The sequence below is a fragment of the Streptomyces sp. DSM 40750 genome (assembly GCF_024612035.1).
Classification (GTDB): domain Bacteria; phylum Actinomycetota; class Actinomycetes; order Streptomycetales; family Streptomycetaceae; genus Streptomyces.
The window spans coordinates 6,516,303-6,542,315 of sequence record NZ_CP102513.1 but is presented as its reverse complement, the minus strand read 5'-3'; the positions used below and the strand labels follow the sequence as shown (position 1 = coordinate 6,542,315).

General features: G+C 70.9%; 20 protein-coding genes. 3 read left to right on the top strand and 17 right to left on the bottom strand.

Translation table 11 applies throughout. The annotated features are described in order from the left end of the window. Window positions 1-115: 115 nt before the first annotated feature. The 8 genes from topA to bldG all read right to left on the bottom strand — a co-directional run bounded on the left by topA (window position 116) and on the right by bldG (window position 12,491). Complete coding sequence (gene topA / locus JIX55_RS29190) at window positions 116-2,968, bottom strand: type I DNA topoisomerase (protein WP_257566233.1); 2,853 nt, start codon at window positions 2,966-2,968, stop codon at window positions 116-118. Between the two features lie 309 nt (window positions 2,969-3,277). After that, complete coding sequence (locus tag JIX55_RS29185; RefSeq protein ID WP_257566232.1) at window positions 3,278-3,475, bottom strand: hypothetical protein; 198 nt, start codon at window positions 3,473-3,475, stop codon at window positions 3,278-3,280. Window positions 3,476-3,573: 98 nt separating this feature from the next. After that, complete coding sequence (locus JIX55_RS29180) at window positions 3,574-5,958, bottom strand: serine/threonine-protein kinase (protein WP_257566231.1); 2,385 nt, start codon at window positions 5,956-5,958, stop codon at window positions 3,574-3,576. A 291-nt stretch (window positions 5,959-6,249) separates the two neighbouring features. After that, window positions 6,250-7,782, bottom strand: a complete 1,533-nt coding sequence (locus JIX55_RS29175) for a class I SAM-dependent methyltransferase (protein ID WP_257566230.1) — start codon at window positions 7,780-7,782, stop codon at window positions 6,250-6,252. Between the two features lie 302 nt (window positions 7,783-8,084). Continuing rightward, window positions 8,085-8,678 (bottom strand): small secreted protein, encoded by a 594-nt coding sequence (locus JIX55_RS29170; RefSeq protein WP_257566229.1) that lies wholly within the window; start codon window positions 8,676-8,678, stop codon window positions 8,085-8,087. Window positions 8,679-8,900: 222 nt separating this feature from the next. Next, on the bottom strand, window positions 8,901-11,306 hold the full coding sequence (locus JIX55_RS29165) for a sodium-translocating pyrophosphatase (RefSeq protein ID WP_257566228.1): 2,406 nt from the start codon (window positions 11,304-11,306) through the stop codon (window positions 8,901-8,903). Between the two features lie 301 nt (window positions 11,307-11,607). Further along, window positions 11,608-12,042 carry an ATP-binding protein gene (locus tag JIX55_RS29160; protein ID WP_257566227.1) on the bottom strand — a complete coding sequence of 145 codons (435 nt, stop codon included), beginning with the start codon at window positions 12,040-12,042 and terminating at the stop codon, window positions 11,608-11,610. 107 nt (window positions 12,043-12,149) lie between these two features. Then, a complete protein-coding gene (bldG, locus tag JIX55_RS29155; RefSeq protein ID WP_005475923.1) occupies window positions 12,150-12,491 on the bottom strand; it encodes an anti-sigma factor antagonist BldG in 342 nt (113 codons plus the stop codon). A gap of 83 nt (window positions 12,492-12,574) precedes the next feature. Between bldG and JIX55_RS29150 the strand changes: the two genes are divergently transcribed. Then, window positions 12,575-15,049 carry a DEAD/DEAH box helicase gene (locus JIX55_RS29150; protein ID WP_257566226.1) on the top strand — a complete coding sequence of 825 codons (2,475 nt, stop codon included), beginning with the start codon at window positions 12,575-12,577 and terminating at the stop codon, window positions 15,047-15,049. A 137-nt stretch (window positions 15,050-15,186) separates the two neighbouring features. Here JIX55_RS29150 and JIX55_RS29145 read toward each other — a convergent pair whose 3' ends face one another. From JIX55_RS29145 to ssd, 7 genes are all read right to left on the bottom strand, one after another. Further along, window positions 15,187-15,657 (bottom strand): Rv3654c family TadE-like protein, encoded by a 471-nt coding sequence (locus JIX55_RS29145; RefSeq protein ID WP_443046552.1) that lies wholly within the window; start codon window positions 15,655-15,657, stop codon window positions 15,187-15,189. Then, window positions 15,654-16,061 (bottom strand): TadE family type IV pilus minor pilin, encoded by a 408-nt coding sequence (locus JIX55_RS29140; RefSeq protein WP_257566224.1) that lies wholly within the window; start codon window positions 16,059-16,061, stop codon window positions 15,654-15,656. Before JIX55_RS29140 ends, JIX55_RS29145 begins: the two co-directional genes overlap by 4 nt. After that, complete coding sequence (locus tag JIX55_RS29135; protein WP_257550982.1) at window positions 16,048-16,221, bottom strand: DUF4244 domain-containing protein; 174 nt, start codon at window positions 16,219-16,221, stop codon at window positions 16,048-16,050. The genes JIX55_RS29140 and JIX55_RS29135 overlap by 14 nt, the downstream gene beginning before the upstream one ends. 190 nt (window positions 16,222-16,411) lie before the next feature. Then, a complete protein-coding gene (locus tag JIX55_RS29130) occupies window positions 16,412-17,209 on the bottom strand; it encodes a type II secretion system F family protein (RefSeq protein WP_257566223.1) in 798 nt (265 codons plus the stop codon). Further along, complete coding sequence (locus tag JIX55_RS29125; protein ID WP_257566222.1) at window positions 17,206-18,066, bottom strand: type II secretion system F family protein; 861 nt, start codon at window positions 18,064-18,066, stop codon at window positions 17,206-17,208. Before JIX55_RS29125 ends, JIX55_RS29130 begins: the two co-directional genes overlap by 4 nt. Further along, window positions 18,060-19,391, bottom strand: coding sequence for a TadA family conjugal transfer-associated ATPase (locus tag JIX55_RS29120; protein WP_257566221.1), 1,332 nt, complete (start codon window positions 19,389-19,391; stop codon window positions 18,060-18,062). The genes JIX55_RS29125 and JIX55_RS29120 overlap by 7 nt, the downstream gene beginning before the upstream one ends. A 178-nt stretch (window positions 19,392-19,569) precedes the next feature. Beyond that, window positions 19,570-20,664: a septum site-determining protein Ssd gene (ssd, locus tag JIX55_RS29115; RefSeq protein ID WP_257566220.1), complete on the bottom strand. Its 1,095-nt coding sequence runs from the start codon at window positions 20,662-20,664 to the stop codon at window positions 19,570-19,572. 642 nt (window positions 20,665-21,306) lie between these two features. On the opposite strand from ssd, the gene JIX55_RS29110 reads away from it, so the two are divergent. Further along, window positions 21,307-22,131, top strand: coding sequence for an HAD family hydrolase (locus tag JIX55_RS29110; protein ID WP_257566219.1), 825 nt, complete (start codon window positions 21,307-21,309; stop codon window positions 22,129-22,131). A 348-nt stretch (window positions 22,132-22,479) separates the two neighbouring features. On the opposite strand, the gene JIX55_RS29105 is transcribed toward JIX55_RS29110, so the two are convergent. Further along, on the bottom strand, window positions 22,480-23,313 hold the full coding sequence (locus tag JIX55_RS29105) for an oxidoreductase (RefSeq protein WP_257566218.1): 834 nt from the start codon (window positions 23,311-23,313) through the stop codon (window positions 22,480-22,482). Window positions 23,314-23,461: 148 nt separating this feature from the next. Here JIX55_RS29105 and JIX55_RS29100 point away from each other — a divergent pair, with 148 nt between their 5' ends. Continuing rightward, on the top strand, window positions 23,462-24,442 hold the full coding sequence (locus tag JIX55_RS29100; protein WP_257566217.1) for an ATP-binding protein: 981 nt from the start codon (window positions 23,462-23,464) through the stop codon (window positions 24,440-24,442). Window positions 24,443-24,448: 6 nt separating this feature from the next. Here the strand turns inward: JIX55_RS29100 and JIX55_RS29095 are convergent, their stop codons facing one another. Further along, entirely contained in the window at window positions 24,449-25,750 is a 1,302-nt protein-coding gene (locus JIX55_RS29095) for a hypothetical protein (protein WP_257566216.1), read from the bottom strand. Window positions 25,751-26,013: the final 263 nt, after the last annotated feature.

The following is a 26,013-nucleotide window of genomic DNA, read 5'->3' as shown; positions in this document are numbered from 1 at the left end:
CAGAGGTGAAGATTCCGGCCACCGCTCAGCACATGCGCGCCCTTAGGGGCGCGGGGAACCGCACGACCAGCCACATCCAACCCGCGGTCGCCGATCCACCCGCACCCCCGAGCTTCTAGGCGTCCGGTTCCCCAGACGCCGCAGCCTTCTTCGCAGCCACCTTCTTCGCAGGAGCCGCCTTCTTGGCCGCAGCAGTCTTCGAAGTCGCCGTCTTCTTGGCGGCAGTCTTCTTGGCCGGCGCCGCCTTCTTCGCCGCGGCGGCCTTGGTCGCCGTCTTCTTCGCGGGCGCCTTCTTCGCCGTCTTCTTGGCGGGAGCCTTCGCCCGCTTCTCCACGAGCAGTTCGAACCCGCGCTCGGGCGTGATCGTCTCCACGCTGTCCTCGGACCGCAGGGTCGCGTTGGTCTCGCCGTCGGTGACGTACGGACCGAAGCGGCCGTCCTTCACCACGACCGGCTTCCCGCTGACCGGGTCCTCCCCCAGCTCCTTCAGCGGCGGCTTGGCGGCGGCCCGCCCGCGCTGCTTGGGCTGGGCGTAGATCGCCAGCGCCTCTTCGAGGGTGATCGTGAAGAGCTGGTCCTCGGACTGCAGCGATCGCGAGTCCGTGCCCTTCTTCAGGTACGGCCCGTACCGCCCGTTCTGCGCGGTGATCTCCTGGCCCTCGGCGTCGGCGCCGACGACCCGCGGCAGGGACATCAGCTTCAGCGCGTCGGCCAGCGTCACCGTGTCCAGCGACATCGACTTGAACAGCGAGGCCGTACGCGGCTTGACCGCGTTCTTGCCGGTCTTCGGAGTGCCCTCGGGGAGCACCTCGGTGACGTACGGGCCGTAGCGGCCGTCCCGGGCGATGATCTGGTGGCCCGTCGCCGGGTCGGTACCGAGCTCGAAGTCACCGCTCGGTTTGGCGAGCAGTTCCTCCGCGTACTCGACGGACAGCTCGTCCGGGGCCAGGTCCTCGGGCACGTCCGCCCGCTGATGGCCCTCGGCGTCCTTCTCGCCCCGCTCGACGTACGGGCCGTAGCGCCCGACGCGGAGCACGATGCCGTTGCCGACGGGGAATGACGAGACCTCGCGCGCGTCGATCGCGCCCAGGTCGGTCACCAGCTCCTTCAGCCCGCCGAGGTGATCCCCGTCACCGTTGCCGGCCTCGGCCGCCGTGCCGTTCGCACCGGTGCTCTCGCCGAAGTAGAACCGCTTCAGCCACGGCACCGCCTGGGCCTCGCCGCGCGCGATGCGGTCGAGGTCGTCCTCCATCTTGGCGGTGAAGTCGTAGTCGACGAGCCGCCCGAAGTGCTTCTCGAGCAGGTTGACCACGGCGAAGCTCAGGAAGGACGGCACCAGGGCCGTGCCCTTCTTGAACACATACCCCCGGTCGAGAATCGTCCCGATGATCGACGCGTACGTCGACGGGCGGCCGATCTCGCGCTCTTCGAGCTCCTTGACCAGCGACGCCTCGGTGTAGCGGGCCGGGGGCTTGGTGGCGTGCCCGTCAACCGTGATCTCCTCGGCGGAGAGCGCGTCACCCTCGTTGACCTGCGGCAGTCGGCGCTCGCGGTCGTCCAGCTCGGCGTTCGGGTCGTCGGCGCCCTCGACGTAGGCCTTGAGGAAGCCGTGGAAGGTGATCGTCTTGCCGGAGGCGCTGAACTCGGCGTCCCGGCCGTCGGCGGCGGTGCCACCGATCTTCACCGTGACGCTGTTGCCCGTCGCGTCCTTCATCTGGGAGGCGACCGTGCGCTTCCAGATCAGCTCGTAGAGCTTGAACTGGTCGCCGGTCAGACCGGTCTCGGCGGGCGTGCGGAAACGATCACCCGAGGGTCGGATCGCCTCGTGCGCCTCCTGCGCGTTCTTGACCTTCCCGGCGTACGTACGCGGCTGCGCCGGCAGGTAGTCGGCGCCGTACAGCTGCGTGACCTGGGCGCGGGCGGCGGACACGGCGGTGTCGCTGAGCGTAGTGGAGTCCGTACGCATATAGGTGATGAAGCCGTTCTCGTACAGCTTCTGCGCCACCTGCATCGTCGCCTTGGCCCCGAAGCCCAGCTTGCGCGACGCCTCCTGCTGGAGGGTCGTCGTACGGAACGGGGCGTACGGCGAGCGCCGGTACGGCTTGGACTCGACAGACCGGACCGCGAACCGGGTGTTCTCCAGAGCGGCGGCCAGCGCGCGGGCGTTCGCCTCGTCCACGTGCAGGACGTTCGCGCCCTTCAGCTGCCCGAGCGAGTCGAAGTCACGGCCCTGGGCGACACGGCGGCCGTCGACGGAGTGCAGGCGGGCGACCAGGGACGACGGGTCGGACGCGTCACCGGCGCGGCCGGTCGAGAAGGTGCCGGTCAGGTCCCAGTACTCGGCCGAACGGAAGGCGATCCGCTCGCGCTCCCGCTCCACCACGAGCCGGGTCGCGACCGACTGGACACGGCCCGCCGACAGGCGCGGCATGACCTTCTTCCACAGGACCGGCGAGACCTCGTAGCCGTAGAGGCGGTCGAGGATGCGGCGGGTCTCCTGGGCGTCGACCAGCTTCTGGTTCAGCTCGCGCGGGTTGGCGACGGCGGCCTGGATCGCGGCCTTGGTGATCTCGTGGAAGACCATCCGCTTGACCGGGACCTTGGGCTTCAGGACCTCCTGGAGGTGCCACGCGATGGCCTCGCCCTCGCGGTCCTCATCGGTGGCGAGGAAGAGCTCGTCGGACTCCTTCAGCAGATCCTTGAGCTTCCTGACCTGGGCCTTCTTGTCCGCGTTGACCACGTAGATGGGCGCGAAGTCATGCTCGACGTCCACGCCGAGGCGGCGCACCTCGCCGGTGTACTGCTCGGGCACCTCCGCGGCGCCGTTGGGAAGGTCGCGGATGTGCCCCACGCTCGCCTCGACGATGTAGCCGGGGCCGAGATAGCCCTTGATCGTCTTCGCCTTGGCAGGCGACTCGACAATGACGAGTCGGCGGCCGCCCTTCGCGGTCTCGCTGGTCGGGGACAACTTCGCTCTTCTCTCCGGTCGACGCTGGGTCTCCCCAGGCTTGCGTCCCGGGGCGGGCACCCCCTGAGGCCGGTGCCTCGCACGGGGCTCGGCGTTCGGCCCGGGGGTCGGGGTCATGCTGACGCTGCGGAGTGTGACGGTACATCCCGCCCCCGTGTCAAACGGGAAAAGCCCACAACGGCCACTCGAACGGTAACCCGACTACCGCCATTCCTGCCGCCCGGCGTGTTCATCGATCCGTTCGGGCCGATGCGGAGGGTCACCTTTCAGTTACCCTGCACGCTCCCCGCAGAGGTTCCCGGTGCCCGCTCAGATACGGGTGAAGCACCATGCGCCGAGCACGAGGGCGGTGATCGCCACGACGCTCGCGAGTGTCGCCGATGTCACGGGGTGCACCCCGTGGGCGACCGGCTGGCCCTGGCGCAGCCGGGTCGCGGTCCACAGCAGCAGCCCGCCTCCGAACAGGGTGAACACCACACCCACGAAGATCGCCGGTCCGCTCTCCATGTCCCGTCCTTCCAACCCCTCGGTATCCCGGGACGGGAGGCTGGCACGGACGGGAAGCGGGTGCGCGAACCCAAGGTGAACGCCAGGCGTCCGGGCCCTCAGACGGAGCCGGGCGTGGGTATCTTCCCGGTCGTCCTCGACACGTCGGCGTTGCGCACCGTGCACACCACCTTGTTGAAGCCCTTCTTCCACTCGGTCTCGTCGGACACCCAGCCCGACACGATCAGGTCAGCGCCAGGTGCCCAAGTCGACTCGAACCTGTTGGTGCACAGTTTGCCCCCTTCGTCGAGGGCGCCCTGGAACGTCATGCTCTCCGGGGCCTGGACCGATCCGACCACCTGATCGGTGTGCGCTTCGGCACAGTCGGTCAGCGGTGCGTCGTACCCCTCGTCCTCCCTGGTGGTGTAGTCCCAGCAGTCGCCGACAGCCATCTGCGTGGGCCACAGATTCATGCCCCCGTCACGGAGCCGGCCCACCTCGCCGCCGATCGGGACGTGCTTGCCGAGTACGAGACATGCCGTGCCGCCCTTGGCCGCGGTGAAGCCGTCCTTCGTCGGCACGAGCGCGTAGACCCCCGCGTCGGGCAGTGCCTCGGCCATCGAATCAGCCTGGCTGCCGCACCGCTGCGCGCCGCCGGCCTTGGCGTCCGCGTAGTCCGACGCGGTCTCTATCGCCACGACCTGGCCGTCCGGCCAGTCCTCGTCGCAGTCCACCACACCGAGGTCGGGCACCGACTTGAACGCCGTCCCCGTCCACACCGCCTTGACGCAGTCCCCCACCTCCAGCGGCCGTTTGAGGGCCGCCTGCTCGCCGTACGGGTACTCCGACTGCGGCGACTCGAACGGGGAATTCGAAGGCGACGAAGTCGGATCGGGGTCGGGAGGCAGTACGTTGACCACCGCCCACGTCCCGCCGCCCGCCACCAGCAGCACGGCGACCACGACGGCGACGATCGCCGCCGCGGGCATCTTCCGCTTCACCCCACCCGGCGGCGGACCACCGGCCGTGATGGTCGGAAACCCCGCGTTCCCCGGCGGTTGGCCGGCCCCGCCCCCGTACGGCGTCGACGGACTGCCCGCGTACGGCGGCGACTGGCCGCCGCCGTTGCCCCCGTACGGCGTGGCATGGCTGCCCGGAGTGCCCCCATAGGGTGTGCCCTGACCACCCGCCGGGCTCCCGTAGGGCGGGGACTGGCCTCCCCCGTACGGGTTGTAGCCGTCGTACGGGCCGCGGGGCTGCTGCCCCTGCTGCCAGTGGTTGTACGGCGAATGGCCACCAGGCGTCCCGGCCGGGGTGGCCGGACCCGCGCCCGGGGTGGGCGGACCACCAGCCGGGGTGTTCGGCGACTGGGGCCCTCCCGGTGGGTGCGGGGCCCCCGGGGTCTGCGGCGTGTACGGCGTGTGAGGTGCGCCCGGCGTGTTCGGCGTGCCCCCGAGGCCGTGCTGCCCGGCGGCCACATACCCGGGCGGTGTGCCCGCCACGTATCCCGGAGGCGCACCGGCGGTCGCATGGCCGCCGGGCGTACCGGGAGTGCCGGGATTCCCGGGAGCCGGTCCGAAGCCCTCGGGTGCCGACGCGGGGGTGGCTCCCCAGCCCGGCGGTGCCGATGCGCCGCCCGCGTCCGCGACCCGCTCCAGGCCGCGCGCCACCGCCTCCGGCGACAGCCGGCGCACCGGGTCCTTGATGAGCAATCCGTGCAGGACGGGGGCCAGTTCACCGGCGCGGGCGGGCGGTGTCGGCTCCTCGCCGAGCAGAGCTGTGAGCGTGGCGTACTCTCCGTGCCGGTCGAAGGGGCCGCGGCCCTCGACCGCCGCGTACAGCGTGGCGCCGAGGGAGAACATGTCGGCTGCCGGTGTCGGCGGCTCGCCCCGCGCGCGCTCGGGTGCCAGATACCCGGGGGTGCCGAGGATGCCGGCGGTGGCGGTGAGCCGGGGCTCGCGGGACTCCGGCTGGAGCGCGATGCCGTAGTCGGTCAGCAGCACGCGGGCGTACGGGTCGCCCGAGGCGTCGGCCGCCAGCAGGATGTTGGCCGGTTTCACATCCCGGTGGAGTATGCCGATCCGGTGCCCCGCCGTGAGCGCGTCGAGGACGGCGAGCCCGATCCGGGCGGCCTGCTCGGGCGAGAGCGGCCCCCGCTGCCGTACGACCGCCTGAAGGTCGATCGCGTCCGGCACATACTCCATGACGATCCACGGCAGGCCCTCGTGCAGCACCACGTCATGGACCGTCGCCACATGCGGATGTCCACGCAGGCGCGCGGCGTGCCGGGCCTCGCTGCGGGCCCGGGCGATGCGCTGGGCGGGCTCGGTCGCGTCCATCGGGACGTCGGGCAGGGAGATCTCCTTCATGGAGACCTCGCAGGCCAACTCCTCGTCGTACGCGAGCCAGACCCGGCCCATGCCGCCCGCGCCCAGGGTGCGCAGCAGTCGGTACCGGTTGTTGATGATCCTTCCCTGGCCCTGCTCCGGCGTATCCCCCGCCATCGCGATCCCCCGATCCCCCAGAGACAGCGCGTGCCTCCCCCGAGGACACGTCGAACCCGTCTCTTGAAAATAGCTTCGCACGCACCACTGACAGGAGCCCTTTTACTGACCAATCCAGGCAGAGGGGGCACATGAGACTCAGGGGCATGAATGGGCCCCACACGCCACGGCGACGGGCGTCGGGCGGGGCACCAATACCGTCACCGGACGGTACGGAAATCGTCACCGGGTACGGGAAGCCCCGCCGGACCCCTCTCGCCGGTGTGGGCCCTTCCCGTCGCTACCGGCGGCTCACGGAGCCGGTTCGAGGAACCCCTGTTCGACGAGTAGCCGGATCTGCACCGGTGTACGGTCGCGCAGCGCCACCGGGTCCTCGCCGACGAGTTGGGCGATGGCGTCCAGAATCCGCCCCGCGCTGAGCGTGCCATCGCACACACCGGCGAACCCCGCGCCGACCGTGTCCACCTTCGTGGCCCGGCGCATGCCCCGGTTCTGACGCAGCACCACATGCTCGGGGTCCTCGGCGCCGGGCAGCCCGACCTGCTCCTGGACGACCTCGGCGGTGAGCCGGAAGTGCGCGGCGAGGAGCGCCGCGTCGTCGTTCGTCCGCAGATAGTCGAGGCGCCCGAAGTGCTGCCGTACGGTGTCGCCGAGCGGCTGTTCGACCGGATGCGGCCACTCCTCGATGGTGATCGAGGGCGCGGCGGCCGCGGCGGCCGACTTCCGCAGCGTGATCCAGCCGAACCCGACGCCCTTCACCTTCCGCGCCTCGAACTCGTCGAGCCACGCGTCGTACCGCGCCCGGTACTCGGCCACGTCACCGCGGTGGTCGCCCGCGTCCCGCAGCCACAACTCCGCGTACTGCGTGACGTCCTGGACCTCCCGCTGCACGATCCACGCGTCGCACCCGCGTGGCACCCACGACCGGAGCCGCTCCTGCCAGTCCTCCCCCTCCACGTGCTGCCAGTTGGCGAGGAAATGCGCGAACCCGCCCTCGTTCAGCCGCTCCCCCGCCTGCGAAACGAGCGTGCGGCACAGATCGTCCCCGCCCATCCCGCCGTCGCGGTACGTCAGCCGCGCACCGGGCGAGATCACGAACGGCGGATTGGACACGATGAGGTCGTACGTCTCGTCGTCCGCCACCGGCTCGAAGAGCGAGCCCTGACGCAGTTCGGCCGCCGGCGCCCCGGAGAGTGCCAGCGTGAGCGCCGTGATGTGCAGCGCACGCGGGTTGAGGTCGGTCGCCGTCACGCGCGTGGCGTGCTGTGCGGCGTGCAGCGCCTGGATCCCGGAGCCGGTGCCGAGGTCGAGGGCGGAGGCGACGGGCGTGCGTACGGTGATACCGGCGAGCGTCGTGGAGGCCCCGCCGACCCCCAGCACGACGCCTTCGTCCTGGCTCCCGATCCCCCCGGCCCCGCCGACCGCACACCCCAGGTCGGACACGATGAACCAGTCCTCGCCACCGGGGCCGCCGTACGGCCGCACGTCGACGGCTGCGGCGACCTCGTCGCCGGCCTCACCGACGCGGACCAGCCACCCGCTCTCCAGGCACGCGTCGACGGGCAGCACGCCCTCCACGCGCGCGCGTGCGACCGGCTGTTGCAGCAGGAACAGCCGCACCAGCGCCTCCAGCGCCGTCTCCCCCCGTGTCGCCCTGAGCGCCGGCACAACCTCACTCCGCGCCAAGGCCGCGTACGCGGAGGCGCCGAGCAGCTCGAGAAGCCCATCGGCGGTGAAGTCCGCGCCCAGCAGCGCATCACGCAGCCGAGCAGCGACATCGGACCGGTCAACAGAGGGCAGAGAAGACAACCTGGAGTCACTCACACCGCTCAGCGTAGCCGCGCCGACCGACACAACCGGGTTCCATCACGGCAGCCTCAGGCAGCTGCCGACAATCGCGCCGCGAGCTGCTGTCCTGGCCCGACCCGGCTGCGGGCAATCGTGGCGCTGGGGCGACGGGGGCACCTCCCGCTCGCGCAAGGCCGAGAGTGGAGGAGGGTGGGCGCAGCGGCACCTCGTAGCGCCGAGCAGTGGAACCCACCCCGCCCAGCACCGACCGCCGGGCGACCAGCCGCCCCCGGCCCGGTCAACCCACTCCAGTCAGCCCACGTCCCAGCACGCCCCGCTCAGCTCTTCGTAGCCGAAGCCGGTGCCGACGCCGAACCGGAGGTGGTCGCGGACTTGCAGCTCTTCTGCTGAGCCATCGCCTGTCCCACCTCCCCCTTCTCCAGCTCCTTCAGCGCGTCACTCCCGGTCTTGCTCAGCTTCTCCAGCTCGGTGGCAACCCCTTCGAGCCCGTCCGCGAACTTCGCCTGGTCCTTCGTGTTCAGCGCATCCGACTTCTTCTTCAGCTCGCCATACGCCGTCGAAAGCTGGTTCAGCTCGGCAACCGCGGCCTTCTGCTTCTTCTCGCCGTCCTCGACATCCGGCGCGCCGGCCTGCTGGATGGCCGTCGCCATCGCCTTGTACGCGTCGGAGATGTCCTGGAAGCCCTGGGAGTCGGCCTTCTGCACGTCCGCCGGTGCGCTGTCGTCCGAGGTCTCCTTCTGGATCGAGGCGTTGGCCGCCGCGATCTTCTTGATCTGCGGCTGCACGGAGTCGCAGACCTCCTTGGCCCAGGAGTTCAGCTTGTCGTTCGTCTCGTCGTCGCCGCTGCAGCCGGACAGCGCCAGTACCAGTACCGCACCGCCGGACAGTGCGGCCGCGAGCTTCTTGTTCACCGGATTGGTCCCTTCCGTGGCTCTCGGCCCCGGAACATACACGCCAGATGGGCGACACCTGTGTGCCGAGCACCCCACGTGCACCTTTTATAACCTTTTGCACCAAGAGAGAGAAGGCTCACGGTGTCCGTCGGCACACACAAGGGCGGGCGGTCGGCACGTCAACACGCGCCGCCCGCCCGCCCCTTGAACTGGGACCTCGTAAGGCCGATCCCAGGGCGCCTACGAAACCACCGCAGGATCCGCCGACTTGGTCACCCGCTCGGAGTTGCCTTCGTCACCCACGGCGATCCCGCGCCGCTTGGACACGTACACCGCCCCGACGATCACGGCGATCGAGGCCACGGCGATCGCGACGCGCAACCCGACGCTTTTGTCCTCGCCGTAGCTGAACTGGACGACCGCGGGCGCGATGAGCAGCGCAACGAGGTTCATCACCTTCAGCAGCGGGTTGATGGCCGGTCCCGCGGTGTCCTTGAACGGGTCGCCCACCGTGTCACCGATGACGGTCGCGGCATGGGCCTCGCTGCCCTTGCCACCGTGATGACCGTCCTCGACGAGCTTCTTGGCGTTGTCCCACGCGCCACCGGAGTTGGCGAGGAACACCGCCATCAGCGTCCCGGTGCCGATCGCACCGGCGAGATACGAGCCGAGCGCGCCGACCCCGAGCGTGAACCCGATCGCGATGGGCGCCATGACGGCGAGCAGACCGGGCGTGGCCAGCTCCCGCAGGGCGTCCTTGGTGCAGATGTCGACGACCCGGCCGTACTCGGGCTTCTCGCTGTAGTCCATGATCCCCGGGTGCTCGCGGAACTGCCGCCGCACCTCGTAGACCACCGCGCCCGCAGACCGCGCGACCGCGTTGATCGCCAGCCCCGAGAAGAGGAAGACGACCGCGGCGCCCGCGATGAGCCCGACGAGGTTGTTGGGCTGCGAGATGTCCATCATCAGGTTCATCGGTGCGCCTTCGCCGGAGACCTTCTCTCCGACGTCGTTCGCGGCCGTGAGGATCGCGTCGCGGTACGAGCCGAAGAGCGCGGCGGCCGCGAGTACGGCCGTGGCGATGGCGATGCCCTTGGTGATGGCCTTGGTGGTGTTGCCGACGGCGTCCAGGTCGGTGAGCACCTGCGCGCCCGCACCCTCGACGTCACCGGACATCTCGGCGATGCCCTGCGCGTTGTCGGAGACCGGCCCGAAGGTGTCCATGGCGACGATGACGCCGACCGTGGTGAGCAGCCCGGTCCCGGCGAGCGCCACCGCGAACAGGGCGAGCATGATCGACGTACCGCCGAGCAGGAACGCCCCGTACACGCCGAGGCCGATCAACAGGGCGGTGTAGACGGCCGATTCGAGACCGATGGAGATACCGGCGAGGACGACGGTGGCCGCGCCGGTGAGCGAGCTCTTGCCGATGTCCCGTACGGGGCGTCGGCTGGTCTCGGTGAAGTAGCCGGTCAGCTGCTGGATCAGCGCGGCCAGCACGATGCCGATGGCCACCGCGACGACCGCGAGGACCCGCGGATCGCCGCCGTGGCCCTGGATCGCCGTGTCCGTGACTCCGTCGAGGCCGGCGTACGACGACGGCAGGTAGGCGTAGACGGCGATGGCGACGAGCACCAGCGAGATCACCGCGGAGATGAAGAAGCCGCGGTTGATGGCGGACATTCCGCTGCGGTCGCTGCGGCGGGGTGCCACCGCGAAGATGCCGATCATCGCGGTGAGTACGCCGATCGCGGGCACGATCAGCGGGAACGCGAGCCCCGCGTCGCCGAACGCCGCCTTGCCGAGGATCAGCGCGGCGACGAGCGTCACGGCGTAGGACTCGAAGAGGTCGGCCGCCATGCCCGCGCAGTCGCCGACGTTGTCGCCCACGTTGTCGGCGATGGTCGCGGCATTACGCGGGTCGTCCTCCGGAATGCCCTGCTCGACCTTGCCGACAAGGTCGGCGCCGACGTCGGCGGCCTTGGTGAAGATGCCGCCACCGACACGCATGAACATGGCGATGAGCGCGGCCCCGAGTCCGAAGCCCTCCAGCACCTTCGGCGCGTCGGCCGCGTACACGAGGACCACGCAGGACGCGCCGAGGAGGCCGAGCCCCACCGTGAACATGCCGACGACGCCGCCCGTGCGAAATGCGATCTTCATCGCCTTGTGCGAGACGGCGGTGAGATCTTTTTCCGGCTCTCCAGGTGCCGGAGTCGCTTCCCTGGCCGCTGCGGCGACGCGCACATTGCTGCGCACGGCGAGCCACATACCGATATAACCGGTGGCCGCCGAGAACGCCGCGCCGATCAAGAAGAACACCGATCGTCCGGCGCGCTGATTCCAGTCGTCCGCGGGCAGCAGCATGAGCAGGAAGAACACGACGACGGCGAATACGCCGAGCGTGCGCAACTGCCGTGCCAGATAGGCGTTCGCGCCTTCCTGGATCGCCGTCGCGATCTTCTTCATGCTGTCGGTGCCCTCGCCCGCCGCGAGCACCTGGCGCACCAGGACACCCGCCACGGCAAGCGCGGCCAACGCCACGACACCGATCACCATGACGATGATCCGGTTGTCGTCCGTCAGTACCGCGGCTGCGAAGTTCGTGGTGTGGTCAAACCTTTGAGGGGTAGAAAGCCCCGCCATTCGTCCTCCTTGACGCTTGGGCTGAGCTCAAGATGTGGACGGATTGTAGGGAGCGGAACCTGATCAAAACAGTGCTCGGCAAACGGAATTGGCCTTCACATGCTCTTCAGCAAATGATCCGCACCCAGCCACATTACTCGAAAGAAGTAACGCCTCAAAGGCATTGACGCTTGATCAAATTATCGTGCGATTGATCGTGAATTCCTTCACGAATTCCGTTGTTCTGATGAACGGAGATCGGAACAAATGCAAAGGGCCCTGCTCAGCAGGGCCCTCGCGGTACTACTTGAAGTTGAGAGGATCAGGGCAGAACAGCGATCGGCAGCGTCGTCGGCCAGGTCATGCGGATCAGTCCGCCGTTCTCCCCGGCCGAGACCTCGACGTCGTCGACGAGGCCACTGATGACCGCAAGGCCCATGTCGTCCTCCTCGATGTCGACATCCGCGTCGCCGCCGGCACCCGATGACTTGTCACCGGGGACGGCGTGCGGCGCCTCGTCGCCGACCTCGATGGAAAACTGCTTCTCCTCCTCGATCAGCGACACCCGCACCGGCGCCGAGATGCCACTGCTCTGATGCAGTCCGACGGCACGGGTGCACGCCTCGCCGACGGCCAACCTGACCTCGTCGAGGACGGCCTCGTCCACTCCGGCCCTGCGCGCCACCGCTGCCGCCACCAGTCGGGCGGTCCGGACGTGCTCGGGCAGCGCGCTGAAGCGGAGTTCAACGGTGGCCATGCATCCCCCTCGGAACTACGGGCGTGCTGTCGGAGGGCCGGGCTCGCAGGCCCGGTCCCCCTCGTTGTCTCTAGGCCGTCCCGGGCGCGAGGCCCGGGCAGGCATGATCAGTCGGTGGCCGCCACCGCTTCGTCGACCGAGGTGTGAATCGGGAACACCTTGGTCAGACCGGTGATGCGGAAGATCTTCAAAATCCGCTCCTGGTTGCACACCAGGCGCAGCGAGCCCTCGTGGGCCCGTACTCGCTTCAGGCCGCCCACCAGTACGCCGAGCCCGGTGGAGTCGAGGAAGTCGACGCCCTCCATGTCGACGACGAGGTGGAAACTCCCGTCGTTGACCAGCTCGACCAGCTGCTCACGCAGCTTGGGCGCGGTATAAACGTCGATTTCGCCACCGACCTCGACGACCGTACGATCGCCGACGGTACGGGTCGACAGGGACAGGTCCACGGATCCTCCAGCACCTTGCTATCGAGCGTTCGCCCCTCGGGACACCTCGGCTTGAAAGCCCCCGGGACGGTTCGCCAGCCGCGATGGCATTCAATCACTTACCGGCAGGCGTGCACGACGCCTTGGCTCCATTGTCCGTCACGCCGGTGACACACTCGATGCCGATGGCCAAGAATCACCGATCCGATCGATCCTCGACGGACACCGCCCCCAGCCCCTCGCCGGGCACGGTCCTGGACCGGCTCGCCTCGGGTCCGAGCCGGGCTTCGCGCATCACTCATACGGAGCATGTGCCCCCGCGCGCGGGCCGCCATGCCGTCTGGCCCGACCGGATCCGCTCGGAAGTCGTCGCCGCCGTGCAGGCCGCGGGAATCGAACATCCCTGGGCCCACCAGGCACGCGTCGCCGAGCACGCGTTGGACGGCGAGTCGGTCGTCGTCGCCACGGGCACCGCCTCCGGCAAGTCGCTGGCCTACCTCGTACCGGTCCTGTCGCGCCTTCTGGACGGCGCCGAGGCCCCCAACGGTCGCGGGGCGACCACCCTCTACCTGGCCCCCACCAAGGCCCTCGCGGCGGATCAGTGCCGATCCGTGAAGGAACTTTCACAACCTCTCGGAAACGCTGTGCGCCCGGCCGTGTACGACGGCGACACGCCCGTCGAAGAACGCGAGTGGGTACGCCAGTACGCCAATTACGTCCTCACCAACCCCGACATGCTGCACCGCGGGATCCTGCCCTCCCACCCCCGCTGGTCCTCCTTCCTGCGCGCCCTCAAGTACGTGGTCATCGACGAGTGCCACACCTACCGCGGCGTCTTCGGCTCCCACGTCGCCCAGGTGCTGCGCCGCCTCCGCCGTCTGTGCGCCCGCTACGGCGCCGAACCCGTCTTCCTGCTGGCCTCCGCGACCGCCGCCGAGCCCTCGGCCGCAGCAGGCCGCCTCACCGGCGTTCCGGTCACCGAGGTCGCGGACGACGCCTCACCCCGGGGTGAACTGGTGTTCGCCCTCTGGGAGCCCCCGCTCACGGAACTCCACGGCGAGAAGGGCGCGCCCGTGCGGCGTACGGCGACCGCCGAGACAGCCGATCTTCTGACCGACCTGGTCCTGCAAGATGTGCGTTCGGTCGCCTTCGTACGCTCCCGGCGCGGCGCCGAGCTGATCTCGGTGATCGCCCAGGAACGCCTCGCCGAGGTCGACCGCTCCCTGGCCCGCCGTGTGGCTGCCTACCGCGGCGGCTACCTCCCCGAGGAACGCCGTGCCCTCGAACGCGCCCTCCACTCCGGCGAACTCCTCGGCCTCGCCGCCACCACCGCCCTCGAACTCGGCGTCGACATTTCCGGCCTGGACGCCGTCCTCATCGCCGGCTACCCGGGCACCCGCGCCTCCCTGTGGCAGCAGGCCGGCCGCGCCGGACGCTCCGGCCAAGGCGCCCTGGCCGTCCTCGTGGCCCGTGACGACCCGCTGGACACCTTCCTGGTCCACCACCCCGAGGCCCTGTTCGACCAACCGGTGGAATCGACCGTCCTCGACCCCGACAACCCGTACGTCCTCGCCCCGCACCTCTGCGCGGCCGCCGCGGAACTGCCCCTGACGGAGGAGGACCTCGACCTGTTCGGCCCGGCGTGCGAGGATTTGCTGCCGCAGCTGGAGGCCGCGAAACTGCTTCGCCGCCGGGCCAGGGCCTGGCACTGGACGCGCCGCGAACGGGCCGCCGACCTCACCGACATCCGGGGCCAGGGAGGCCGCCCCGTCCAGGTCGTCGAGACCGGTACGGGCCGACTCCTCGGCACAGTCGACGCCGGCGCCGCCCACACCACCGTCCACGAGGGCGCGGTCCATCTGCACCAGGGCCGTACGTATCTGGTGCGCGAACTGGACCTGGAGGACTCCGTCGCCCTCGTCGAACAGGCCGACCCGCCCTATTCGACGGTCGCCCGCGACACCACCTCCATCTCCGTCCTGGAGACCGACACCGAAGTCCCCTGGGGCGACGGCCGGTTGTGCTACGGCTCCGTCGAAGTCACCAACCAGGTCGTCTCCTTCCTCCGTCGACGCCTCATCACCGGCGAAGTGCTGGGTGAGACCAAACTCGACCTCCCTCCTCGTACGCTGCGCACCCGCGCCGTCTGGTGGACCGTCACCGAGGACCAGCTGGACGCGGCCCGGATCAACCCCGAGATCCTCGGCGGCGCCCTGCACGCCGCCGAGCACGCCTCGATCGGCATGCTGCCCCTCTTCGCGACCTGCGACCGCTGGGACATCGGCGGCGTCTCCGTCCCGCTCCACCCAGACACGCTCCTGCCGACCGTCTTCGTCTACGACGGCCACCCCGGCGGCGCGGGCTTCGCCGAGCGCGCCTTCCACACCGCCCGTGCCTGGCTCACCGCCACCCGCCAGGCGATCGCCTCCTGCGAGTGCGACGCCGGGTGCCCGTCCTGCATCCAGTCCCCCAAGTGCGGCAACGGCAACGACCCGTTGCACAAGCGGGGGGCCGTACGGCTGCTGACCGAGCTTTTGCGCGCCGCGCCGGACGCTCCGCGGGAGAACCTGGTGCCTTAAGGGCTCGGAGGCGGCTTGGAACTTGGCGGTTCCGGCGCCATGGAACTCGGGGCCGCTGTGGTCTGGCGACAGCCGGTCGTGTGTGGCTGATCACGCAGTACCCCGCCTCCCCTTTCGGGGCGCTCCTGCGGGACTCTCTAGCCCGATGCCGGGGCTGCCGGACCCGGTGGGCCCGCTCTCGCCCTGGCCTCGGCGGTGAGTGGGCCCATGCCCGAGGCCGCCGTGACGTCCGAGATCTCTCCCTCGACCTCGCAGTGCACGAGTCGGCCGCTCTGGGCCCGTGCCACTCGTTCGGCCGTGGCGCAGGCCCCCTCGGCGCCTCTCATCCAGTGGTCGGCGGCGGCGAGGGCCGCGAGGTCAGCCGTGGCGGAGGCCTGATGCCGAATCACCACGGCCTGCCCCAGAACGAGAACGGCACCGAACACAGCACAGAGCACGGCGATCGCACCCACGGCCCAGACGGTCGCGGATCCCCTGTCCGAGCGGACCGAGCGGACCCAGCGGACCCAGCGGACCCAGCGGGCTGAGCGGACCGAGCCGGTCCAGCGAGCTGAGCGGGCCCAGCGGGCGACCCGTGACCGTCGGCCAGACTCCGAGAACGGGCTCACCCGATCCCCACCCCCTCAGTCGTGGCCGCCCCAACCGTCTCCTCCGCCAGCGCCACCGCCTCATGCCTGAGGTCGAGGCCCAGCCCGTCCGGCCCCGGCGCCCGGGTCGTGACCACGACACGTACGAAGTCGCCCTCCCGGCCCACGCTCACCTCCGCCCCGTCCGGCGCCGCCCTCCGGGCCGCCGCCACGACGGCGGCCGACGGGTCCTGCCGGGCTGCTGCCCGAGCCCCGGCCCGGGCGGCGTCCACAACCTGGATCTGTGCGCAGGCGGCGAACAGGGCCCACACCAGCGCCGTCGCGAACAGCACCATCACGGGCAGGACCATGGCCGCCTCGGCCGTCACGAACCCTTGATCGCCTCCCAGGGCCCGGCGGCGCCGACGTGGCTCACTTCCCGCCATTGAGGGCCCGCCCGACGATCTGCTGCAGCTCCGCCTGGACCTGCCCGCTGGTCACCACCTTGTAGAGCACCGCGGCGAAGGCCACCGCCGCGATGATCCCGACCGCGTACTCGGACGTCACCATCCCCGCGTCCCTCCGCGCCGCCCGCACCCGGCACATCACGGCACGCACCACCCGTACCGGCACCGCTTCCCGTACCGCCTTCGCTGCCTCTACCGCCTCTACCGCCTCTACTGCCTCTACTGCCTTGTGCATCTCAACCCCCGTGAGGTTCTGTTCCGTTGACTACTGATCGCTGCTTGCCGGTCATCGCCGGTCGTCACTGCTCACCGCTCGTTCAGATCCCCCCTCATCCCCCACCCCCTCCCAGCAATCCGTCCGCCAGCCCGATCACCACCGGCAGCACCCCCACCGCGATGAAGGCGGGCAGGAAGCACAGCCCCACCGGCGCGGTGACCATCACGGCGGCCCGGCGGGCGCGTTCCGTCGCCGAGCGGCCCCACTCGGCGCGGGCCTCGGCGGCGAGGCGGGCGACCGGGGCGGCGGCCGGTACGCCGGAGTCGTCGGCGCGCTCCAGAAGTCGTGCCAGAGCGCCGGCCCCGGGAAGGGCGGCCAACGCGCGCCACGCCTCGGCCGGTTCGCCCCCGAGCCGCGCCTCGGCCGCGCCTCTGGCCAGCCGCTCACCCACGGGCCCGCCCAGGGCCTCGCCCACGGCCTGGGCGGCCACCACGGGGCTCGCCCCGGCCGTGATGCAGGCGGCCAGCAGATCGGCGGCGAGCGGCAGTTGGCGTGCGGCTCCCGCGGCGTCGTACGCCTCTGCCGGGTCACCGCCCGCGCACCGCGCCCTCGCCCTCCGCAGCCACTGCCAGACCCCGACTCCCGCAGTCAGCCCCAGCAGCAGCCCCAAGAGGCCGCCGACGAGCACCCACCCGGCACAGACCGCCCCGGCGACGGGCAGCCATCGCCGTACGGCACCTCGTGGCACGAGGCTCCGCCGGGGCGGCTCGGCCACGGCGGCGAGCACCGTGGCCAGCCGGGCGCGCAGCCGCCGTTCGCGTCGCGCGGTGTCGAACGACCGGGCCGGCCACCACAGTCCCACGACCACGCAGACGGCCACCCCAAGCCTGTGGACAACTTCCCCGCTCACACGGCCTCAGCTCCCCGCACGATCCGCAACGCCCACCACAGGCCGGTGCCCTCCAGCGCCGCGCCGACGATCAGACAGCCCAGCCCGGCCGTGCTGTGCAGCACGACGTGCAGCGGGTCGGCACCGAGCGCGGTACCCAGCAGGAGGCCCAGTACCGGGAGAACGGCGAGCATCACCGCCGTCGACCGGGCACCGGCCGACTGGGCGCGCAGGTCGGCCCGCTGATCCCGCTCGGCGCGCAGGGCGCCCTCCAGGCGGTCGAGCCCGGCCGCGAGGCCCGCGCCCCGGTCCACGGCCACCCGCCAGCACGCGGCGAGCCCCAGCAGCCCGTCGGCACCCGGCAGCCGGGCCGCGTCGGCGAGCGCTCCCGGAACGTCCCCGCCGAACCGGGCCGCCGCCAGCACCACGGCCTGTGCTTCGCCCAGCCCGCCCGAGTCCCGCGCGGCCCGCGCCAACGCCTCACCCGGCTGCCGCCCGGCCCGCACCTCCCCGGCGAGCGCCGCACACAGCGCGACCACGGCATCGCCCCGCCGCTCCCGGTCCCGGCGCTCCTCCGCCGCCCGCCGCACCCTCCTCAGCAGCGGCACCCCGGCCGCCCCCGCGAGAACCGGCAGCACCGAGGCCCCCAGCACAGCGATCACCACCCCGGCCACCGGCGCCCACCACTCCGCCCCCAGCCGACGTACCCGGCCGACCACCCGTTCCCAGGCCGGCGGTCTCACCGCCCCGCCGCCCGCCAACAGCGACCGCGCCCGCCGAACCCCGGCCCCGCGCCCATCCCCCGACATCCAGGCCGCCGCCCCAGCACACGTCACGGCCACCACCCCGACCGACATCTCTCCAACCCCTGTCACCACCGCTCACTCCCTTCCAGCAGGCCGCCGCCAGGACCGGCCGACAGCCCGTTCCCTGACCCGACCGGCCGCCTGTCTCCCGACTCGCCCGGCCCTCCTCCCGGAGGCCGGTCCCGAAGCCCCTCGCCGCCGTCCTCAACCCGCTCCGGGAGCCCGTCACCCCGGCCGTGCAGCCCATCCCGGAGCAACCCCCGCAGCCGCTCCCAGCCCCGCTCGTACACGAACGCCTCCATGCCCCAGCGCAGCGCGGGCACGGTCACCACCAGCCCCGACTCGTCGCGCTCCAGCACATGCACCTCGGCGATCCGCCGCCGGCCGTCCCGGTCCCGCACGAGGTGCAGGATCACCGACAGCGCGGCCGCCAACTGGCTGTGCAGCGCCGCCCGGTCGAGCCCCGCGGCCGTGCCGAGGGCCTCCAGACGGGCCGGTACCTGTCCCGCGGCATTGGCGTGCAAGGTCCCGCAGCCACCCTCGTGGCCGGTGTTCAGCGCGGCCAGCAGGGACACGACCTCGGGGCCCCGTACCTCACCGACCACCAACCGGTCGGGGCGCATCCGCAGCGCCTGCCGGACCAGGTCCTGGAGTTCGACGAGGCCCACGCCCTCCTGGTTGGCCGGCCTGCCCTCCAGCCGCACCACATGCGGATGGTCGGGCCGCAGCTCCGCCGAGTCCTCGGCCAGCACGATCCGCTCGCCGGGGTCGACCAGGCCGAGCAGCGCGCTCAGGAGCGTGGTCTTGCCGGTCCCGGTCCCGCCGCTGATGACGTACGACAACCGGGAGCGGATCAGGGCCCGCAGGACCCGGCCGCCGCCGGGCGGCACCGTGCCCGCCGACGCCAGCTCGGCGAGGGTGAAGGCCCGGGGCCGTACGACCCGCAGGGACAGGCAGGTGGAGCCGACGGCCACCGGTGGCAGCACCGCGTGGAGTCGGGTGCCGTCCGGGAGCCGGGCGTCCACCCACGGCCGGGCATCATCCAGTCGGCGTCCGGCGACGGCCGCCAGGCGCTGCGCGAGCCGTCGTACGGCCGCCGCGTCCGGGAAGGAGACCCCGGTCAGCTCCAGGCCGCCGCCCCGGTCCACCCACACCCGGTCCGGGGCCGACACCAGCACATCGGTGACCGACGGATCGGCGAGCAGCGGCTCCAACGGCCCGCTCCCCACCAACTCCGACCGCAGCCGCTCGGCCGCTCCGAGCACCTCGGCGTCCCCGAGCACCCGTCCCCGCTCCCGCAACGCCTGCGCGACGCGCGCGGGCGTCGGCTCGGCCCCGCTCGCGACGAGCCACTGCCGGACCCCGTCCAACAGCCCGTCGTCGGGCATGGCGTTCATTCGGCCTCACCCCCGATCAGAGACCACCCGCAAGGCCCAGGTCCCCATGGCTCTCCGCCGCCCGGCAGCCCGTCGTCACGCACCCGATTCACCGTTCCTCGCCCCCGTCCAAGGCCCGGCGAGCCGCTGCTCCCACCGCCCGGCCGTCGTCCGGCACCCCACCGCCCGGTGCCCTCGCTCATCCGTGCTCATCCCCGACCGCCACCCGCTCCCAGAAGCCCTCGCAGAAGCGCGCGAGTGGCCCGCGTGGGATGCCTCCCGGGGGTTTGCCGCCGTCCGGCAGTCCGGCCTCGGCGGGTACTTCGCCGGCGAGGGGAAGGCCGAGGAGGCGGGCGATCTCGTGGTCGTCGAGGCCCGGCGCATACGGCCCCCGGACCGCGACGCGGAGGTCACGGAGGACCATCCCGAAGGCGGAAGCGACCCGTGAGGCGGCGGCTACCGCGCGCAGCTCGGCGGGAACGACCAGGAGGCCCAGATCGATCTGGGCGAGGGCCTCGGCGACGCCCTCGTCGATGCGGCGCGGCAGGTCGACGACGACCGCGCCCCCTCGCCGCCGGCCCGCGGCGAGGACCGCGCGCACCGCCTGGGGCGGGACTGCGACGGCGTCGCCGCGGTCCCAGCTGAGGACGCGCAGGGAATGCAGTTCGGGCAGCGACTCCTCCAGGGCTCCTCCGCCGACCCGGCCGCGCGAGGCGGCGAAGGCCGGCCAGCGCAGTCCCTCGGCGCTCTCCCCGCCGAGGAGCACGTCGAGGCCGCCGCCCAGTGGATCGGCGTCCACGAGGAGCGTGCGCCTGCCCTCGCGCGCGGAGGTGACGGCGAGCGCACAGGCCAGTGTGGACGCGCCGGCGCCGCCACGGCCGCCGATCACTCCGACGGTGAGCGCGGGCCTGCCGACCCCTTCGGCCACGTCGGCGATGCGGTCGACGAGCCACTGTTCGCCGTCCGGCAGCATCAGGACGTGGTCCGCGCCGATCTCCACGGCCCGCTGCCAGACCCCGGAGTCGTCCTGGTCCTTGCCGACGAGCACCACTCCTCGTCTGCGCGCGGCCCCGCGCAGCCGCCGCGCCGCGTCGTCACCGACGAGCACGAGCGGCGCAGTCTCCCACCGGCCCCGGCCCTCCGGCACCCCGTGGTGGACCTCCGGCCTGGCGCCCGCGGCCGCGCACAGGCGCAGCAGGTCGTCCAGCAGTTCCACGTCCTCGGTGACGATCAACGGCCTGCCCTGCCGCCCCTCGGCGGCGGACGCCCGGTCGTCGGTGATGGCTCCCGCCACGATCTCCAGCCCCCTTCGCTGCGTCCCGCACGAACCCCGCGGCCCGCCCTCCGGCGCTCCGCGACTCCCGCCCGTGCCCGGACGCCCGTATCCACGGCACCCGGCGTTCCGGGCGCCCGTCTTCAAGTCCTGTGTGAAGAGCCGGTGATCGGCCGCCATAGGGGCGGCCGACGGAAACCGGCCGTACGCGTCCGGGAAACCGGACCGGCCATGAACTCGCCGCCGCCGGGACGCGCTGGAATCACGGTGCAGCGATCCCGGAAATCGTGTGGATCTTGGTCGAAAACTGTGGACAACTCGACGCCTGTGAATATCGCCGTCACCCGAACAGGCGACTTGCGCGCGACTTCCGCAGCGCAGCACCCCAGCTACACACGGTCACGGATCCTGTGCTGGGGCAGAGGAAAGCCCACGAGAGCGCCAGAGCGCCTCGCGGGCTGGGAAGAGGAGGGGAAAACGCACCCGGACATGCGACGACCCCCACCGGGGGGGAGAGTGGGGGTCGTCTCCACGGCCGACTCGGGGGGGGAGGAGCCGGGCCGGGTTAGCACGGTCGCGAACGATCCGTGACTTCCATGGTGTACCCGAGAGGCCTCTCAGGCAAACCCACACGCCCCACACTAGCCCGAATGGCGGGCGCCTATGCTCGGCCCCGTGGAAAACCACTCCTTGCCCCGCACAGCGGCCTTCTTCGACCTGGACAAGACAGTCATTGCGAAGTCCAGCACACTCACGTTCAGCAAGTCGTTCTACCAAGGCGGCCTGATCAACCGCAGGGCCGCCCTGCGGACGGCGTACACCCAGTTCGTGTTCCTCGCGGGCGGCGCCGACCACGACCAGATGGAGCGGATGCGGAAGTACCTGTCCGCACTGTGCCGGGGTTGGAACGTCCAACAAGTGAAGGACATCGTCGCCGAGACCCTTCACGACCTGATCGACCCGATCATCTACGACGAGGCCGCGTCCCTCATCGAGGAACACCACATCGCCGGGCGGGACGTCGTCATCGTCTCCACCTCCGGCGCCGAGGTGGTCGAACCGATCGGCGAACTCCTCGGCGCGGACCGGGTGGTGGCGACCCGGATGGTCGTCGGCGACGACGGCTGCTTCACCGGCGAGGTGGAGTACTACGCGTATGGCCCGACCAAGGCCGAGGCGATCCGGGAGCTGGCCGAGTCCGAGGAGTACGACCTCGCGCACTGCTTCGCGTACAGCGATTCGGCGACGGACCTGCCGATGCTGGAGGCCGTGGGACACCCGCACGCGGTGAACCCGGACCGGACGCTGCGCAAGGAGGCCCTCGCGCGCGGGTGGCCCATTCTCGACTTCCACCGCCCGGTGCGCCTCAAGCAGCGGCTGGCCGTACGGCCGCGGCCCGCGCTCCTCGCGGCCGCCGCCATAGGAGCCGCGGCCGCCACCGCGGGGCTCGTCTGGTACGCGAGCCGGCGCCGGGTGGCGGCCGCCTGACCTGCGGTCGCCGCATCGGCAGCCGAATCACCCTCTTTGAACCCAAAAGTAAAGAAGCGCATCGAGGGCTTCCGCTTGCTCCGGTCCTGGAGTAGAAAGGATTTAAGGCCCGCGAGACCAAAGGACATCCGAAAGGATCACCTTTAAAAACTCATTTTGGCCCCACGGACCCAGCATGAACACCGGGCACCCACGCGACGTCGACCCGTCGATTACGGGCCAGCCGCACCAGGTCACGGGCCACAGTTTCCCGGCCTGATGGGCAATATATCGAGGACGCTTGGTAACCGGGTGAACATGCCAGCGGCGGTACGAATTCTCGTACCGCCGCAACCCTTTTCCGGACTCCTACGCCGCCCCGCGCTGCAGCGCCTCGCACACCGCCGTCGACTCGCGCGCCCCCAGTTCGACCGCCCTGCCGCAGTGGGCGATCCAGGCGGCCATCCCCGCCGGGGTGCCGGAGACATAGCCGTCGAGGGCGGCGAGATAGGCGGCGCGGCCGAGCTCCGCGTGGCCGACCTCCGCCGGGCAGACCGACTTGGGGTCGAGGCCGCTGCCGATCAGGACGATGCGCTCGGCCGCGCGCGCGACGAGGCCGTTGTGGAAGCCGAAAGGCCGCAGGGCGAGCAGCTCGCCGTGGACGACGGCAGCGGTCACCAGGGCCGGGGCCGAACTGCCCTTGATGATCAGTTCCGCGAGGCCGTCGAGCCGGCCGGCGACCTCGGCGGCGCCCGGCAGGGGCAGCTCGACGAGGGGCTCGTCGACGGGCTCGCCGTCCTGTCGGGGCCGTCCCACGCGCGCGTCATCGCGTCCGGCCGCCACCAGGTGCAACCGGGCCAGCACCCGGAGGGGCGACTGCCGCCAGATGGACAGCAGCTGTCCCGCCTCGGCGGTCAGCCGCAGCGCGGCACCCATGGCACGGGCCTCGTCGTCGCCGTCCTGACCGCTGAAGTCGGTACGACGGCGCACCTCTTCGAGGGCCCAGTCGGCACCGGACAGCGCCGCCGACCCGCGCGCGCCGCGCAGGGCGGCCTCCGAGGTGACCGCGTTGCTTCGACGTCGCATGACGCGGTGGCCGTAGACCCGGTCCACGGCCTTGCGCACGGACTCCACGGATTCGGCCACACCGGGAAGCTCTCCCAGGGCCGCCAGCGGATCGGCGGCCGCACCTGTCGTACTCATGAGTACGACCCTACGCGCGCCCGCCCGTCACCCGACCGCCACCCCTCATCGGGCTGACGCGCCCCTTCCTGCGGCCGACCCCTCGAAGGAGTGGTCTTCCACCACCATATGACCACCCTTGGCGATCACCCCCCTACCCTTGGTGAACATGAAAATTGCTTTCGTCGGCAAGGGCGGGAGTGGCAAGACCACGCTGTCCTCCCTGTTCATCCGCCATCTCGCCGCCTCCGGAGCGCCGGTCGTCGCCATTGACGCCGACATCAACCAGCACCTGGGCGCCGCCCTCGGCCTCGACGAGTCGGAGGCCGCCGAACTGCCCGCGATGGGCGACCGGCTGTCACTGATCAAGAACCATCTGCGCGGCTCCAACCCGCGGATCGCCTCCGCCGAGACGATGATCAAGACCACCCCGCCCGGCGACGGCTCACGCCTGGTGCGGGTCTGCGAGCCCAACGCGATCTACGACGCCTGCGCCCGCCCGGTGGAACTCGACGGCGGTGCGATCCGTTTGATGGTCACCGGCCCCTTCACCGACGCCGACCTGGGGGTCGCCTGCTACCACTCCAAAACGGGAGCGGTGGAGCTGTTCCTGAACCACCTGGCGGACGGCCGCGACGAGTACGTGGTGGTCGACATGACGGCCGGTTCCGACTCCTTCGCGTCCGGCATGTTCACCCGCTTCGACATGACGTTCCTCGTCGCCGAGCCGACCCGGAGAGGGGTCTCCGTCTACCGCCAGTACAAGGAGTACGCCAGTGACTACGGCGTCGCCCTGAGGGTGGTCGGGAACAAGGTGCACGGCCAGGACGACCTGGACTTCCTGCGCGCCGAGGTCGGGGACGACCTGCTGGTCACCCTCGGGCACTCGGACTGGGTGCGCGCCCTGGAGAAGGGCCGCCCGCCCCGCTTCGAGCACCTGGAGGAGCCGAACCGCCGCTCCCTGCGCGCCCTTCACGAGGCTGCGGACGCCACGTACGAGCTGCGCGACTGGGAGCGCTACACGCGCCAGATGGTGCACTTCCACCTGAAGAACGCGACCAGTTGGGGCAACGAACGGACCGGGGCCGACCTGGCGGCGCAGATCGACCCCGAGTTCGTGCTCGGCGAAGGGGTCGCCGCTCCCGTGTGAGCGCGGCTACGGCTTGCCCGCCGGAGCCCCCGGAACGCCCTTCGGGGCCGGTGCCGGTCCGGCGGAGAGGAAGGTCTTCCAGCCCGTCTTCGGGGACTGACCGACCTCCAGGGTGCGCAGCCTGTCCAGGACCTTCGGGTCCTGGGCATCGAGCCAGTCGGCGAGTTGCCGGAAGGAGACGCAGCGCACCTCGGCCTTGCCGCAGACCGTCTCGATGGTCTCCTCGACGGCCCGCATGTAGACGCCGCCGTTCCAGGACTCGAAGTGGTTGCCGATGATCAGGGGCGCACGGTTGCCCTCGTAGGCGCGCTCGAAGCCCGCGAGCAGCCCGTCACGGAACTGGTCGCCCCAGTGCTCCTGTTTGGCCGGAGCGCCCGCCCGGGCTCCGGACTGGTTCATGTAGAAGTTGTAGTCCATGGTCAGCGTCTCGAAGTCACGCCCCGGGACGGGGACGAGTTGCATCGACAGGTCCCACAGCCCGTCCTTCTTCTCGGGCCAGACCTGGTTGTTGACGCCGCTGGTGTCGTAGCGCAAGCCCAGTTCACGGGCGGCCCGCATGAAGTTCTTCTGGCCCTCGAGGCAGGGTGTGCGGGCGCCGATCAGCTCCTTGTCGTAGTCGAACGGCAGAGGTTCGGCCTGCTCCGTGCCGGTGTTGGTCTTCCAGGCCTTCACGAACGACTTGGCCTGGGCGATCTCGCTCTTCCACTCCTCGACCGACCATTCGCCGACCCCGCCGCCGGGGCCGCAGAAGTGGCCGTTGAAGTGCGTGCCGATCTCGTTGCCCTCCAGCCACGCGCCGCGCAGTTGGTCCACGGTGTCCTTGATTCCACGCACGTCGTTGAAGCCGATGTCGGAGCGGCCCGGTGAGTGCTGGGGCGGGCGGTACAGGTCCCGCTTCTCCTCGGGCAGCATGTACACGCCACTGAGGAAGTACGTCATCGTCGCGTCGTTGGCGCGGGCGACCTTGCGGAAGTGCGAGAAAAGCCGTTGGCCGTCCTCCCCCGCCCCGTCCCAGGAGAAGACCACGAACTGCGGGGGCTTCTGGCCGGGCTTCAGCCGTTCGGGTCTGGGCAGATGCGGCTGGACACCGGTGTACGCGGTGGAGCCGTCGCCGATCAGCCGGACCGCGGCCTTGGGCGGCGCAGCGGCGCCCTCCTTCGTGGCGGGTACGCCCCGCCCGCCCTCCTTCTCCGTTGTGTTCGCACCGGGTGAGCCGACTGTCGGCTCACCAAGCCCGCATCCGGCGAATGCCGCGGCGCAGGTCGCGGCGAGCGTGACACCGGCGGCGATCCTCTGGGTGACGGCCATTTCCGCCCACCTTCTTCCTTCGCTCAGGGGCAGAGCGGCCAAGGTCACACAGAGTTCCTATCGAAATTAATACGACAAGCCGACGAAAGGCTTCATTCATCATCGCGAGTGACATCATCACCCATTTGCCGCTAATGTCCTTGTATTTCCTTTACTCTGCATTACGATTCGTTTACTGAGCGTTGAGAAATCCCGCCGTAGTACGCCGTGACCCACGGCCGCGAACCGACGCGACCGCGCAGCCCCGGAGGAGACGGGAGAAC

Bases quoted from the DNA above. Each gene is read 5' to 3' on its own strand.
- JIX55_RS29185 (WP_257566232.1), bottom strand. From the start codon at position 3,475: ATGGAGAGCGGACCGGCGATCTTCGTGGGTGTGGTGTTCACCCTGTTC.
- JIX55_RS29180 (WP_257566231.1), bottom strand. From the start codon at position 5,958: ATGGCGGGGGATACGCCGGAGCAGGGCCAGGGAAGGATCATCAACAAC.
- JIX55_RS29165 (WP_257566228.1), bottom strand. From the start codon at position 11,306: ATGGCGGGGCTTTCTACCCCTCAAAGGTTTGACCACACCACGAACTTC.
- JIX55_RS29160 (WP_257566227.1), bottom strand. From the start codon at position 12,042: ATGGCCACCGTTGAACTCCGCTTCAGCGCGCTGCCCGAGCACGTCCGG.
- JIX55_RS29150 (WP_257566226.1), top strand. From the start codon at position 12,575: ATGGCATTCAATCACTTACCGGCAGGCGTGCACGACGCCTTGGCTCCA.
- JIX55_RS29140 (WP_257566224.1), bottom strand. From the start codon at position 16,061: ATGGCGGGAAGTGAGCCACGTCGGCGCCGCCGGGCCCTGGGAGGCGAT.
- JIX55_RS29135 (WP_257550982.1), bottom strand. From the start codon at position 16,221: ATGTGCCGGGTGCGGGCGGCGCGGAGGGACGCGGGGATGGTGACGTCC.
- JIX55_RS29120 (WP_257566221.1), bottom strand. From the start codon at position 19,391: ATGAACGCCATGCCCGACGACGGGCTGTTGGACGGGGTCCGGCAGTGG.
- JIX55_RS29110 (WP_257566219.1), top strand. From the start codon at position 21,307: ATGCTCGGCCCCGTGGAAAACCACTCCTTGCCCCGCACAGCGGCCTTC.
- JIX55_RS29105 (WP_257566218.1), bottom strand. From the start codon at position 23,313: ATGAGTACGACAGGTGCGGCCGCCGATCCGCTGGCGGCCCTGGGAGAG.
- JIX55_RS29100 (WP_257566217.1), top strand. From the start codon at position 23,462: ATGAAAATTGCTTTCGTCGGCAAGGGCGGGAGTGGCAAGACCACGCTG.
- JIX55_RS29095 (WP_257566216.1), bottom strand. From the start codon at position 25,750: ATGGCCGTCACCCAGAGGATCGCCGCCGGTGTCACGCTCGCCGCGACC.